Origin of the sequence: Pseudomonas sp. App30, assembly GCF_047947025.1 — a bacterium.
Lineage (GTDB): Bacteria > Pseudomonadota > Gammaproteobacteria > Pseudomonadales > Pseudomonadaceae > Aquipseudomonas.
This window is the reverse complement of the sequence record NZ_CP133165.1, coordinates 4,921,660-4,935,738: the sequence shown is the minus strand read 5'-3', so window position 1 is coordinate 4,935,738 and position 14,079 is coordinate 4,921,660. Positions and strand designations below refer to the sequence as shown.

The following is a 14,079-nucleotide window of genomic DNA, read 5'->3' as shown; positions in this document are numbered from 1 at the left end:
CCCCTTCCCTGCCCACGACCCCGGCGTCTCACCCGCATGCGCACACCGATAACAAGAAAACTGCTGTTGGCCCTGATCATCATTGCCCTGCTGGGCGCCGCCCTCTGGTACTGGAAAAAGCCGGCGCACAAGGTCGCGGCCGCCGCGCCCATCCCGGTACGCGTGGTGCAAGTCAGCCGCCAGGACGTGCCCAAGTACCTCACCGGCATTGGCACCGTGCAGTCGCTGCAAAGCGTGACCGTGCGCCCGCAGATCGACGGCATCCTCGCCAAACTGGCGGTCAAGGAAGGGCAGTGGGTCAAGCAGGGCGACCTGCTGGCCAGCATTGACGACCGCGCCATTCGCGCCAGCCTCGACCAGGCCCGGGCGCAACTGGGCCAGAGCCAGGCGCAGTTGCAGGTGGCAGGGGTCAACCTCAAGCGCTACAAGGACCTGAGCGTCGACAATGGCGTGTCACGCCAGACCCTGGACCAGCAACAGGCGCTGGTCGACCAGCTCAAGGCCACCATCGAGGGCGACCAGGCCAGCATCGCCGCCGCCCAGGTGCAGCTGTCCTACACCCAGATCCGTTCACCGGTGACCGGCCGCGTGGGCATTCGCAGCGTCGACGAAGGCAATTTCCTGCGCGTGACCGACACCCAGGGCCTGTTCACCGTGACCCAGATCGACCCCATCGCCGTGGAATTCGCCCTGCCCCAGCAAAGCCTGCCCACCCTGCAGGCCCTGGTGCACGGCAGCGAGCCGGCCCAGGTGAAGGCCTTCGTCGATGGCGACAGCGACAACGGCACCTTGCTGGGCACCGGCCACCTGAGCCTGATCGACAACCAGGTGTCGGCCACCACCGGCACCATCCGCGCCAAGGCGCAGTTCGACAACAAGGGCCAGACCCTGTGGCCCGGCCAGTTGGTGAACGTCAGCCTGCAGAGCGAGCTGCTGCGCAACGCCTTGGTGGTACCGCCCCAGGTGGTGCAGCGCGGCGTCGACAACCACTTCGTCTACCGGGTGAAAGCCAACAGCGTCGAGTCGGTGGCGGTCAAGGTGGTTTACCAGGACAGCAGCCTGACCGTGATCGACGGCGTGGCCGCCGGCGACACTCTGGTCAGCGACGGCCAGTCGCGGCTCAAGCCCGGCAGCACCGTCGAAGTGGTCAAGCAGCCACCCCCAGCGGTTGCCGACACCACCGTGGAGCCACAGCCATGAGCGTGCGCGGCGGCATTTCAGGCTGGTGCATCGACCACCCGGTGGCCACCCTGCTGCTGACCTTCGCCCTGGTGCTGCTGGGTTGCATCGCCTTCCCGCGCCTGGCCGTGGCCCCCCTGCCCGAGGCCGAGTTCCCCACCATCCAGGTCAGCGCCGCGCTGCCCGGGGCCAGCCCGCAGACCATGGCCTCGTCGGTGGCCACGCCGCTGGAGGTGCAGTTCAGCGCCATCCCCGGCATGACCCAGATGACCTCCACCAGCGCCCTGGGCACCAGCAACCTGATCCTGCAGTTCACCCTGGGCAAGAGCATCGACACCGCTGCCCAGGAAGTGCAGGCGGCCATCAACACCGCCGCCGGCCTGCTGCCCAAGGACATGCCCACCCTGCCCACCTGGAAGAAGGTCAACCCGGCGGACAGCCCGGTGCTGATCTACAGCATCAGCTCGTCGCAAATGCCCGGCACCGAACTGAGCGACTACGCCGAGTCGCTGCTGGCCCGGCAGATCAGCCAGATCGAAGGCGTGGGCCTGGTGAACATCACTGGCCAGCAGCGCCCGGCGATTCGCGTGCAGGCTTCGGCCGACAAGCTGGCGGCCATCGGCCTGACCCTGGCCGACGTGCGCGTGGCCCTGCAGAACACCAGCCTGAACCTGGCCAAGGGCGCGCTGTACAGCGACTCCAGTGTCTCCACTTTCGCCGCCAACGACCAGCTGTTCGAGCCGGCTGACTACTCCCAGGTGATCATTTCCTACAAGGACGGCGCGCCGGTGCACCTGACCGACGTGGCGAAAGTCATCAACGGTTCGGAAAACGCCTACGTGCAGGCCTGGTCTGGCGACCAGCCGGGCCTGAACCTGGTGATCACCCGGCAGCCCGGCGCCAACATCGTCGACACCGTGGAACGGGTGCAGGCCGCCATGCCCGGGTTGCAAGCCATGATGCCGGCGTCGGTGCAGGTCACCACGCTGATCGACCGCACCCGCACCATCCGCGCCTCGCTGCACGAGGTGGAAACCACCCTGCTGATCGCCGTGCTGCTGGTGGTGGCGGTGATGGCGCTGTTCCTGCGCCAATGGTCGGCGACGCTGATCGTTTCCAGCGTGCTGGGCATGTCACTGGTGGCCAGCTTCGCGCTGATGTACGCGCTGGGCTTCAGCCTCAACAACCTTACCCTGGTGGCCATCGTCGTGGCCGTGGGCTTCGTGGTGGACGACGCCATCGTCGTGGTGGAGAACATCCACCGGCACCTGGAAGCGGGCGAAGGCATGCGCGAGGCGGCGGTGAAAGGCGCCGGCGAAATCGGCTTCACCGTGGTCTCCATCAGCTTCTCGCTGGTGGCGGCGTTCATTCCGCTGCTGTTCATGGGTGGCGTGGTGGGCCGGCTGTTCAAGGAATTCGCCCTGACCGCCACCTCCACCATCCTCATCTCGGTGGTGGTGTCGCTGACCCTGGCCCCCACGCTTGCGGCCATGTTCATGCGCGCCCCGGTGCACCACGCCGACGCCCGGCCCGGCTTCGGCGAGCGGCTGCTGGCCGGCTACGAACACTACCTGCGCAAGGCCCTGGCGCACCAGCGGCTGATGCTGGGCATCTTCGGCCTGTCAGTAGGCCTGGCCATCTGCGGCTATATCTTCATTCCCAAGGGCTTCTTCCCCATCCAGGACACCGGCTTTGTGCTCGGCACCACCGAGGCGGCAGCAGACGTTTCCTACCCGGACATGATCAAGAAGCACCTGGAACTGGCGAAGATCGTCGGTGCCGACCCGGCCGTGCAGGCCTACTCCCACTCGGTGGGGGTGACCGGCAGCAACCAGACCATCGCCAACGGCCGCTTCTGGATTGCCCTGAAAGACCGTGGCGACCGCGATGTCTCGGCCAGCGAGTTCATCGACCGCCTGCGCCCGCAGTTGGCCAAGGTGCCGGGCATCGTCCTGTACCTGCGCGCCGGCCAGGACATCAACCTCAGTTCCGGCCCCAGCCGTGCCCAGTACCAGTACGTGCTCAAGAGCAACGATGGCCCTACCCTGAACCTCTGGGCCCAGCGCCTGACCGAGAAACTGCGCTCGCTGCCGGCTTTCCGCGACCTGTCCAACGACCTGCAGCTGGGCGGCAGCATCACCCACATCAGCATCGACCGCAGCGCCGCCGCGCGCTTTGGCATCAGCGCCGCCGACATCGACCAGGCGCTGTACGACGCCTTCGGCCAACGGCAGATCAACGAGTTCCAGACCGAGACCAACCAGTACAAGGTGGTGCTCGAGCTGGACGCGGCCCAGCGCGGCAAGGCCGAGAGCCTGAACTTCTTCTACCTGCGTTCGCCGCTGACCAATGAAATGGTGCCGCTGTCGGCGCTGGCGCGGGTCGACGCGCCCAGCATCGGCCCGCTGTCCATTGCCCACGATGGCATGTTCCCGGCCGCCAACCTGTCGTTCAACCTGGCCCCTGGGGTGGCGCTGGGCGATGCGGTGCAGATCCTCAACCGCGCCCAGAGCGAGATCGGCATGCCGGCCTCCATCACCGGCAACTTCCAGGGCGCCGCCCAGGCGTTCCAGAGCTCGCTGGCCAGCCAGCCGTGGTTGATCCTGGCGGCGCTGGTGGCGGTGTACATCATCCTCGGCGTGCTGTACGAAAGCTTCGTGCACCCGCTGACCATCATCTCCACCCTGCCCTCGGCCGGCCTTGGCGCGCTGATCATGCTGTGGCTGTGCGGCCAGGACTTCTCGATCATGGCGCTGATCGGCCTGGTGCTGCTGATCGGCATCGTCAAGAAGAACGGCATCCTGATGGTCGACTTCGCCCTGGAGGCCCAGCGCCATGAAGGCCTGTCGCCCCACGACGCGATCTTCAAGGCCTGCCTCACGCGCTTCCGGCCCATCATCATGACCACCCTGGCGGCCCTGCTGGGTGCCCTACCGCTGATGTTCGGCTTCGGCGCCGGCGCCGAGCTGCGCCAGCCCCTGGGCATGGCCGTGGTTGGCGGCCTGCTGGTGAGCCAGGCACTGACACTGTTCACCACGCCAGTCATATACTTGCAGCTGGAGCGGCTGTTCCATCGGCGCCAGGCGGCCCCTGCCGCGGCGCTGCCAGCCGGCCATTGAGAGCGGACCATGCGTATCCTGATTATCGAAGACGAAGAAAAGACCGCGGACTACCTGTACCGCGGCCTCACCGAACAAGGCTTTACCGTCGACCTGGCCCCCGATGGCATCGAAGGGCTGCACCTGGCACTGGAAAGCGACTACGCGGTGATCGTCCTTGACGTGATGCTGCCCGGGCTCGACGGCTACGGCGTGCTGCGCGCCCTGCGCGCGCGCAAGCAGACCCCGGTGATCATGCTCACCGCCCGCGAGCGCGTTGAAGACCGTATCCGCGGCCTGCGCGAAGGCGCCGACGACTACCTGGGCAAGCCCTTCTCGTTCCTGGAACTGGTGGCGCGCCTGCAGGCCCTGACCCGCCGCAGTGGCGGCCATGAACCGGTGCAGATCAGCGTGGCCGACCTGTGGATCGACCTGATCAGCCGCAAGGCCAGCCGCGCCGGCCAGCGCCTGGACCTGACCGCCAAGGAGTTCTCGCTGCTCAGCGTGCTGGCCCGACGCCAGGGCGAGATCCTGTCGAAGACCGCCATTGCCGAGCTGGTGTGGGACATCAACTTCGACAGCGACGCCAACGTCGTCGAAGTGGCGATCAAGCGCCTGCGCGCCAAGCTCGACGGGCCGTTCGAGGAAAAACTGCTCCACACCATCCGCGGCATGGGCTATGTGTTGGAGAGCCGGCGTGATTACTAACTCCATCGCCGCGCGCCTCAGCGCACTGTTCACCCTGGTGGCGATGGTCATCTTCCTGTTGATCGGCTGGGCCCTGTACCGCCAGGTCGACAAGAGCCTGGGCCTGCTGCCCGAGGCCGAGCTGGACGCGCGCTACAGCGTGCTGGAATCGGTGCTGACCCGCGACGGCTCGCCCGAGCGCTGGGCGAAAATCGTCGCCAAGCTGCACCTGCTGGAAGAAGAAGACCGGCGCCTGCATTTCTGGGTGGTCAGCGGCAACCCGGCCTTCGAATACGGCCACCCCGACCCGCAGGTGCGCGACTTCGCCCTGGGCAGGCCGGGCAAGCGCGACCTGGTGCTGGCCGAGCACGCCTACCCGCTGAAAGTGCTGGTGAACGCCCTGCCGGCGGTGGACCAGCGGCCGCCGCTGCGCTTCCTGGCCGGCATCGAGACCGACACCTTCTCGCAAACCCAGCACACGCTGCTAATCGCCCTGATCAGCTTCGCCGCCCTGGGCGTGCTGCTGGCCTCGGCCCTGGGCTACTGGGTGGCGCGGGTGGGGCTGCGGCCGCTGGTGAGCCTGTCCCGCGAGGCACAGAAGCTGGCGCCACCGCGCCTGTCCGGGCGCCTGCAACTGTCGCCGCTGCCGCCGGAGCTCAACGAGTTCGTCATGGCCTTCAACTCGTCGCTGGAACGGGTGGACCAGGCCTACGGGCGTCTGGAGGCGTTCAACGCCGACGTCGCCCACGAGCTGCGCTCGCCGCTCACCAACCTGATTGGCCAGACCCAGGTGGCGCTCACCCGTGGCCGTTCGGCCGAGCATTACTTCGAGGTGCTGCAATCCAACCTCGAAGAGCTGGAGCGCCTGCGCAGCATCATCAACGACATGCTGTTCCTGGCCAGCGCCGACCAGGGCAGCAAGGCCACGCAACTGACCGCCAGCTCCCTGGCCGAGGAAGTGGCCACCACCGTCGACTACCTGGAGTTCATCCTCGAGGACGCGCAAATCAGCGTGCGCGTGAGCGGCGACGCCCAGGTGCACATCGAGCGCGCGCACCTGCGCCGTGCCCTGATCAACCTGCTCAACAACGCCGTACAGCACACCGCCGCCGGCCAGCAGATCGACGTGCGCATCACGCCCCACGGCGACCAGGTGCACATCGAAGTCAGCAACCCCGGCCCCGGCATTGCCCAGGAACACCTGCCCAAGCTGTTCGAGCGTTTCTACCGGGTGGACGCCTCGCGCAGCAACAGCGGCGCCAACCATGGCCTGGGCCTGGCCATCGTCAAGGCCATCGCGCTGATGCACGGTGGCAGCGTTTTCGTGCGCAGCGAACAGGGCGCCAACACCTTTGGCATCAGCCTTCCCGCCTGATTGCGCGCCACTGTTACAAGTTTCGTAAAGGCTCTTATCTTTATTTTCACTTGTTCCGTGGCGCCTCGCTTTATATATTTGTTGCACACCAACGAACTTGCAGACGCAAGAAGGTTTTCCAAAATGTCCAAATCATTGGGTATTGCCGGCGCTATTATCCTGTCTTCCCTGATGTTGTCCCCGCTGGCCATGGCAGAAGAATCGCCAGCCTTCGCGGCGCGGAACGCGGCTATTCAAGCCAACTTCGAACAGCATCAAGAGGCCGTGGCGCTCAAGGCCCAGCAACATCAGAATATTCAGCAGGCGCAGGCTGTAAAGCCTCAGAGCGACGCCAAGGACAGCTGAAATTGGAATTGAACCCCTTTTCCCTCGACGTTGCTTAGATGATGGTTGTCCAAGCGATTGATCTTAAAGCCGCTGCTTTCAGCGGCTTTTTTTTCGTCTTGCGAAAACACAGAGTTACGCGTGATTTTACCCACAACAAAAAACTGAGCTGATGAAAATAACAACTGCCAAAGTTAAAAAACATTTACCAAGGAGTTTAGAAACAGTGAAATCCACTTTCCGCTTCAGCCCTTTGTTCGTTGCATTGGCTGCAACGATGTCCGGTACCGCGTTCGCTGACGACGCCCCCGCGGCCAACAACCAGGACGGCTTCATCGCCGGCTCCAGCCTGACCCTGGACTTGAAGAACTACTACTTCAACCATGATCGGCACAACGGCCAGAATGACAGCAAGGAGTGGGGCCAGGGCTTCATCGGCATCTTCCAGTCGGGCTTCACCGAAGGCACCGTGGGCTTCGGTATCGACGCCAACGCCATGCTCGGCCTGAAACTGGACGGCGGTGGCGGCACCAGCGGCTCGAGTATCCTGCCGACGTCGCCGACCAACAAGGAAGGCAACCTGTACAGCGACGCCCCAGGCTCGTTCTCCTCGGCCGGTGGCGCGGTGAAAATGCGCGCGTTCAACACCATCGTCCGTGCCGGTGACCTGTTCCTCAACAACCCGGTGATCGCCGGCGGCTCCACCCGGATGCTGCCCATGACCTTCCGCGGTTTCGAGGCCACCAACACCAGCATCGACCACCTGACCCTGGACGCGGGCCAGGTCAGCTTCGACAAGCTGTTCAACCAGAGCGGCAATGGCCGCATCGGCACCTACTACGGCACCCTGCCCGATGGCAAGGAAAGCAAGCACATGGACTGGGCCGGCGGCACCTACACCGGCCTGCCGGGCGTGACCACCAGCCTGTACGCCTCGCAGCTCAAGGACATCTGGAACCAGTACTACTACGACCTGGACTACACCTGGGCGCTCAATGACCTGGTCAGCCTGAACCCCGGCTTCCACTACTACCACACCGAAGACAGCGGCCAGGCCCTGCTGGGCCCGATCGACAACAACACCTTCAGCCTGCACCTGGGCGTGACCGTGGGCCACCAGACGGTGACCGCGTCGATGCAGAAGGTCAACGGCAACACGCCGTTCGACTATATCCAGGACGGCGACAGCATCTTCCTCGACAACTCGCAGCAGTACTCGGACTTCAACGCCCCGGGCGAGAAATCCTGGAAGCTGCAATACGCCTATGACTTCGTCGGCTGGGGCCTGCCAGGCCTGACCTCGGCAGTGTCCTACACCCGCGGCACCATGGACCTGACCAAGGCTACCCAGGACGCGGACTCGGGCTACAACTACTACAACGCCGACGGCAAGGACGCCAAGCACTGGGAACGCGACGTCGATCTCAAGTACGTGGTGCAGGAAGGCCCGGCCAAGAACCTGGGCGTGCGCCTGCGCTGGGCCACCAACCGTGGCGGCGACGGCTACAAGACCGTGGACCACAACGCCGACGAATACCGCGTAATCGTCGACTACCCGATCAACATCTTCTAATCAAACGTTTGTTCATAAAAAAGCCGGCACTTGATGCCGGCTTTTTGTTTCCTGCCTAAACCTCGGAAAGGCTTGAGAAATCAGGAAAATTGTCTGACTGTTCAGTCAAACCGTTCATCTGGCAAATTGCCATCATCCTGCCGGACGGGTTGTCCGCTCTGATACACACCCCTAGAATACCGCCGCTTTGCGCGCCCCACGCCCGTGTTCGTGGCGACAAACCCGATCAGAGTTCGCCATCTTGCGCCATTCCCACCCACCCTCGCGGCCGCAACTCCGCGCCCCGCTGCGGTACCTGAACATTGGCTGCGGGCTGACGATCCTGGCCATCATTGCCATCGTCACGTTCCTGCTGGCCCGTGAACATACCAACGCCGAACGGGATGCCGCACGGGCGGCGAACAACATCGTGCAGCTGATCAACATCGACGTGCAGCGCAACGTCGAACTCTACGACCTGTCACTCAAGGGCCTGATCGAGGCCTCGCAGCATCCCGACTACCAACGCATTCCGCAGAGCCTGCGGCACCGGGTGCTGTTCGACGCCGCCATTACCGGCCCCTACCGCGGTGATATCCTGTGGCTGGGGCCACAGGGCGATATCGTCGCCGACTCGCGCGCCTACCCGCCACGCAAGGCCAACTTCAGCGACCGCCCCAACTTCCAGTACCTGCGCGACCACCCCGACGCCGGCCTGCAGATCAGCGACCCCTTCCATGATCGCATCGGCAACCTGGGCTGGTGCATCAGCTTCGCCCGGCGTATCTCCTCGCCCAGCGGCGAGTTCCTCGGGGTGGCCTCCGGCGCCCTGCGCCTGGACTACTTCGCCGAGCTGTTCAAGCGCCTGACCATCGGCCGTGACAGCAGCGTCAACCTGATCAGCGAGCAAGGGCTGTTCCTGGCCCGCGAGCCGGAAGTGCCTGGCCAGGACCTGATCGGCCAGGACTTCAGCCAGCGCCCCAACTTCAAGCGCGTGGTGCGCGAGCGCAACGGCAGCTTCGTCTCCATCTCCAGCTTCGACCACAAGGAGCGCCTGTACATCTTCGCCAAGGTGGGGCAACTGCCCATGGTGGTGATCGTCGCCCTGTCCACCGAAGAGGTCTACGCCTCGTGGCGGCGCACGGCGCTGTTCGTCGGCACCGCTACCGCAGCCCTGTGCCTGGCGCTGCTGTGGCTGTGCCTGATGATGGGCCGCGAACTGCGCCGGCGGCTCAGCGCCGAGCGCGAACTGGCCACCCTGGCCTCCACCGACAGCCTCACGGGCCTGGCCAACCGCCGCAGCCTGGACCGCGCGCTGCGCACCGAGTGGGCACGCTCACAACGCAGCGGCAAGCCCATGTCGGTGTTGATGATCGATGTCGACCACTTCAAGGCCTTCAATGAACGCCACGGCCACCCCGGTGGCGACGAGGCCCTGCGACGGGTAGCCAAGGTGATTCATGGCTGCGTGCGCCGCCCCGCGGATCTGGCGGCGCGCTACGGCGGCGAGGAGTTCATGGTGGTGCTGGCGGAAACCGACCTCAATGGCGCGCTGATCATCGCCGAGACCATCCGCAACGCCATCGAGGGCCAGGCGCCGTTCGCCGACGACGACCAGCCGGTGACCGTCAGTATTGGCGTGGGCACCCGGCGCACGCGGGCGGGCATGAAGCTGGAGGACCTGCTGGCGGCGGCAGACCTGGCGCTGTACCAGGCCAAGGCCAATGGCCGCAACCAGGTGGGCTTCTGCGAGAAGGCGGTCGCCTGAGGGGACGCGGCCTGCGGCCGCTGCTACAGGTGCAAAAAAACGCCGGCACGGGGCCGGCGTTCGGGGGCTGCTCAGGTATCAGCTGGCGCGTGCGATATTGCGCAGCGCCTTGACCTGGTCATGGTTGCGCTGCACACCGTGGAACTGACGTTCGACGATGGCATACACATTGGCCGGCAGCGGCTTGGCCAGGGCTTCCTTGTACGCCTTGATGGCGTGGTCTTCACCCCGCTCGGCTTCATTGAGCACTGCTTCTTCGTCCTTGCCAGTGAACACCGACTTCACGTCCACCCAGCGGCGGTGCAGGTCGCCGGCCACGCTGGTGGAGTCTTCGGGATCACCACCCAGCGCACGAACTTCCTGTTGCAGTTCGCCTGCGGCCTGGGCGCATTCCTGGGAACGCTTGACGAACAATGCCTTCAGCTCAGGATTCTTGATATCTTCCGCACAGGTCTTGAAACCTTCCTGGCCATCCTTGCTGGTCTGAATCAGGTCGTTGAGTACCGAGATAACTTCTTTGGTTGGATTAGACATTTTCGATTCCCTCTGGGTTGAAAGGTTACAGAGGTATATCGCAGACTTCGTGCCATCTTTTTTATTTAATTAAATCGTTTAAATTCAACGAGTTATGATTTTACAGAATTGACACCACACCGCGTTCTGCATGAAACAGCCGTTGGCCTTCATGCAGAATGCAACTCTGTTCACCGTTGTTTTGCACCCCGGTATTTACCATCCATGAACCCGGAAAAACTTGAATTATTGATTACCCGTGAAATGCCCTTCGGCAAATACAAGGGGCGCATCATCGCCGACTTGCCCGGGCCCTACCTGAACTGGTTCGCCCGCGAAGGCTTTCCCAAAGGGGAATTGGGCGGGCCTGTTGGCGCTGATGCAGGAAATTGACCACAACGGCCTGAGCGACCTGCTGGAGCCCTTGCGCAAGAAACACAACCGCCCTGCGCCGAAGCACTGATCGGGCAAAAAACGCAGGTAAAAAACGTAGGCAAAAAAAAGGGGGCGCCGACCAAGCGCCCCCCAAAGCCGTAAAACAATCAACAGCAAGCAACAAATTCAGTCGAACAGGGCCAGCGCCTCGGCGGTGCACTCCTGGATGCGTGCCCAATCGCGGTTCTTGATCCAGGCGCTTTCCAGCATCCACGAACCACCCACGCACATCACGTTGGGCTGGGCCATGTAGTTTTTCAGGTTCGCCGGGCCTACGCCGCCAGTCGGGCAGAAGCGCACCGACGGGAACGGGCCGCCGAAGGCCTTGATGGCCGCCACGCCGCCGCTGACTTCCGCCGGGAACAGCTTGAAGCGGCGGTAGCCCAGGGCGTAGCCCATCATCAGCTCCGACGGGCTGCTGATACCCGGCAGCAGCGGCAGCGGGCTTTCAACGCCGGCTTCGAGCATGTCCTGGGTCACGCCCGGGGTCACGGTGAACTGCGAACCGGCAGCTTCGGTGGCGGCCAGCATGTGGCGGTCCAGCACGGTGCCCGCGCCGACGATCAACTCGGGGCGTTCCTGGCGCAGGATCTGGATGGCCTTCAGGCCCAGCTCCGAGCGCAGGGTCACTTCCAGTGCAGTCAGGCCACCGGCCGCCAAGGCGTCCGCCAACGGCAGAATGTCTTCTTCACGGGCGATGGTAATCACCGGAAGAATCTTCGCCTTGGCGGCCAGCTTGTCGATCAGGGCGACTTTATCCGCCATGCGGTTTTGCACCAGTTGTTGTTTTTCGAGTGTCGTCATAGCGGCTGATCCTTGGCTCAGGGGCACCAGTAGATATCCAGTGGGGAGTGTAGGAACGCGCGCACCGGCATCTGGGCAACGTCGTCGCCCGCCAGCGCGTCGCGCAACGTGTTCAATTTGCCCGCCCCTTGCAGCGACAGCGCGGTGTAGCGGGCGCTGGCCAGCAGGGCACGGCTCATGGTCAGGCGCTGGTGCGGCACGGTCGGCGCCAGCATCGGCAGGCAGCGACGGCTGCCGGCAGGCTCCAGCGCCTCGGCCAGGTTCGGGCTGTTGGGGAACAGCGAGGCCGTGTGGCCGTCGTCGCCCATGCCCAGCACCAGCACGTCGATCGCCGGCAGCTCGGCCAACAGCGAGTCGGTTTCCTGCGCCGCCAGCTCCAGGTTCTGGGCCGGGTTGTACAGGCTGACGAAACGCGCCTTGGCCACCGCGCCTACCAGCAGGTAGCGCTTGAGCAGGCCGGCGTTGCTGTCGGCGTGTTCCACCGGCACCCAGCGCTCGTCAGCCAGGCTGATGACCACTTTCGACCAGTCCAGTGCCTGGCGCGCCAGGCACTGGAAGAACATCACCGGGCTGCGGCCGCCGGAGACCACCAGGGTAGCGACACCCTGGCGCTCGATGGCGCCGCGCAGTTGTTCGGCCACATGGGCTGCCAGGCCTTCGGCCAGCAGCGCTGCACTGGCGAAGTCACGTGGAACCACTTCGCTTGGCAGTTTGAGTTCAGATATCGCCATACCAGGACCTCCCATCGCGGGTAATCAGTGCGATGGAGCTCATCGGCCCCCAGGAGCCCGCCGCGTACGGCTTGGGCGCATCACCGGACTTTTTCCAGCCGGCGATCAACTGGTCGCACCATTTCCACGCATATTCGATTTCATCTTTACGGACAAACAGGTTCTGATTGCCCTGCATCACCTCCAGCAACAACCGCTCGTAGGCATCGGGGATGCGCGCGCTGCGGTAGGTGTCGGAGAAGTTCAGTTGCAACGGCCCGCTGCGCAGTTGCATGCCTTTGTCCAGGCCCTGCTCCTTGGTCATCACGCGCAAGGAAATGCCTTCGTCCGGCTGCAGGCGGATGATCAGCTTGTTGCTGATCTGCAGGCGCTGCTCGGGGGCGAAGATGTAGTGCTGCGGTTCCTTGAAGTGGATGACGATCTGCGACAGCTTCTGGGGCATGCGCTTGCCGGTACGCAGGTAGAACGGCACGCCGGCCCAGCGCCAGTTGCGGATGTCGGCACGCAGGGCGACGAACGTCTCGGTGTCGCTCTGGGTGTTGGAATTCTCTTCTTCCAGGTAGCCCGGCACGGGCTTGCCCTGGCTGTAGCCAGCGATGTATTGGCCACGCACCACCTGGGTGGTCAGGCCTTCGGCGCTGATCGGCGCCAGGGCCTTGAGCACTTTTACCTTTTCGTCGCGAATGCTGTCGGCCGACAGGTCGGCAGGCGGGTCCATGGCGATCAGGCACAGCAGCTGCAGCAGGTGGTTCTGGATCATGTCGCGCAGCTGGCCGGCCTTGTCGAAGTAGCCCCAACGGCCTTCGATGCCGACTTCCTCAGCCACGGTGATTTCCACGTGGGAAATGTAGTTCTGGTTCCACTGGGTTTCGAACAGGCTGTTGGCGAACCGCAGGGCAATCAGGTTCTGCACCGTTTCCTTGCCCAGGTAGTGGTCGATACGGTAGATGCGGTTCTCGGGGAAGAACTGCGCCACGGCGTCGTTCACCCGGCGCGACGACACCAGGTCGTGGCCAATGGGCTTTTCCAGCACCGCGCGGGCACGGTCGGCCAGGCCGACCTTGTGCAGGTTCTCGCAGATGGCGCCGTACACGGCCGCGGGGGTAGCGAAGTAGGCGATCAGCTGCTCGCTGGGCCCTACCTGTTCGGCGAGGTTGACGTAGTCAGCCTCATTCATGAAATCGACATGCACGTAGGTCACCCGGGCCAGGAAGCGGTCCAGGGTTTCTGGCTCGATCTGTGCCTTGGCAACGAACAGGCGCAGGTGTTCCTCGATATTGGCCAGGTGCTGCTGCGGCGTACCCGGCTCACGGGCAAGCGCCAGGATGCGGGTGTCAGCGTGCAGCAGTTCGGCTCGATCAAGCTGGTAGAGCGCCGGGAACAGCTTGCGCAGTGCCAGGTCGCCCAGGGCGCCGAACAAGGCAAAAGTGCAGGGTTCTACGGAAGTCGAAGGCATGATGTTTGTTCTTTTATCAAGTTAGACTAGAAATACCTTTTTTCAAGGCACCATTCAAGGGAAAATGTAGTAATAAACACAACATTTTCCCGGTAGATCAGATTCGAGTGGTGATCGCACCTAGCCCTCAGTACGATAGGCCACCCGTGAATACAGC

General features: G+C 63.9%; 11 protein-coding genes and 1 pseudogene. 8 read left to right on the top strand and 4 right to left on the bottom strand.

What is annotated here, in order from left to right:
* Positions 1 to 36 precede the first annotated feature (36 nt).
* The 7 genes from RAM80_RS22825 (at position 37) to RAM80_RS22795 (ending at position 9,983) form a co-directional block, all read left to right on the top strand.
* Complete coding sequence (locus tag RAM80_RS22825; RefSeq protein WP_416422684.1) at positions 37 to 1,200, top strand: efflux RND transporter periplasmic adaptor subunit; 1,164 nt, start codon at positions 37 to 39, stop codon at positions 1,198 to 1,200.
* Positions 1,197 to 4,298, top strand: coding sequence for a multidrug efflux RND transporter permease subunit (locus tag RAM80_RS22820; protein ID WP_416422683.1), 3,102 nt, complete (start codon positions 1,197 to 1,199; stop codon positions 4,296 to 4,298). Before RAM80_RS22825 ends, RAM80_RS22820 begins: the two co-directional genes overlap by 4 nt.
* A 9-nt stretch (positions 4,299 to 4,307) precedes the next feature.
* Positions 4,308 to 4,985 carry a heavy metal response regulator transcription factor gene (locus RAM80_RS22815; RefSeq protein ID WP_416422682.1) on the top strand — a complete coding sequence of 226 codons (678 nt, stop codon included), beginning with the start codon at positions 4,308 to 4,310 and terminating at the stop codon, positions 4,983 to 4,985.
* Positions 4,975 to 6,339: a heavy metal sensor histidine kinase gene (locus tag RAM80_RS22810; protein ID WP_416422681.1), complete on the top strand. Its 1,365-nt coding sequence runs from the start codon at positions 4,975 to 4,977 to the stop codon at positions 6,337 to 6,339. The genes RAM80_RS22815 and RAM80_RS22810 overlap by 11 nt, the downstream gene beginning before the upstream one ends.
* Before the next feature lie 123 nt (positions 6,340 to 6,462).
* The gene (locus RAM80_RS22805; protein ID WP_416422680.1) at positions 6,463 to 6,684 is read left to right on the top strand and encodes a hypothetical protein; all 222 of its coding nucleotides are present in this window, start codon (positions 6,463 to 6,465) and stop codon (positions 6,682 to 6,684) included.
* A 205-nt stretch (positions 6,685 to 6,889) separates the two neighbouring features.
* Positions 6,890 to 8,236: an OprD family porin gene (locus RAM80_RS22800; protein WP_416422679.1), complete on the top strand. Its 1,347-nt coding sequence runs from the start codon at positions 6,890 to 6,892 to the stop codon at positions 8,234 to 8,236.
* A 241-nt stretch (positions 8,237 to 8,477) separates the two neighbouring features.
* Complete coding sequence (locus tag RAM80_RS22795; protein WP_416422678.1) at positions 8,478 to 9,983, top strand: diguanylate cyclase; 1,506 nt, start codon at positions 8,478 to 8,480, stop codon at positions 9,981 to 9,983.
* A 78-nt stretch (positions 9,984 to 10,061) separates the two neighbouring features.
* On the opposite strand, the gene RAM80_RS22790 is transcribed toward RAM80_RS22795, so the two are convergent.
* Positions 10,062 to 10,517 (bottom strand): ferritin-like domain-containing protein, encoded by a 456-nt coding sequence (locus RAM80_RS22790; RefSeq protein WP_416422677.1) that lies wholly within the window; start codon positions 10,515 to 10,517, stop codon positions 10,062 to 10,064.
* Between the two features lie 204 nt (positions 10,518 to 10,721).
* Here RAM80_RS22790 and RAM80_RS22785 point away from each other — a divergent pair.
* Positions 10,722 to 10,959, top strand: a pseudogene (locus RAM80_RS22785) (DUF3820 family protein).
* Between the two features lie 98 nt (positions 10,960 to 11,057).
* Here the strand turns inward: RAM80_RS22785 and RAM80_RS22780 are convergent.
* The 3 genes from RAM80_RS22780 to zwf are packed head-to-tail and all read right to left on the bottom strand — an operon-like array spanning position 11,058 to position 13,922.
* A complete protein-coding gene (locus RAM80_RS22780) occupies positions 11,058 to 11,735 on the bottom strand; it encodes a bifunctional 4-hydroxy-2-oxoglutarate aldolase/2-dehydro-3-deoxy-phosphogluconate aldolase (RefSeq protein ID WP_416422676.1) in 678 nt (225 codons plus the stop codon).
* Between the two features lie 17 nt (positions 11,736 to 11,752).
* Positions 11,753 to 12,466, bottom strand: coding sequence for a 6-phosphogluconolactonase (pgl, locus tag RAM80_RS22775; protein ID WP_416422675.1), 714 nt, complete (start codon positions 12,464 to 12,466; stop codon positions 11,753 to 11,755).
* A complete protein-coding gene (gene zwf / locus RAM80_RS22770) occupies positions 12,453 to 13,922 on the bottom strand; it encodes a glucose-6-phosphate dehydrogenase (protein WP_416422674.1) in 1,470 nt (489 codons plus the stop codon). Before zwf ends, pgl begins: the two co-directional genes overlap by 14 nt.
* Between the last annotated feature and the right edge of the window lie 157 nt (positions 13,923 to 14,079).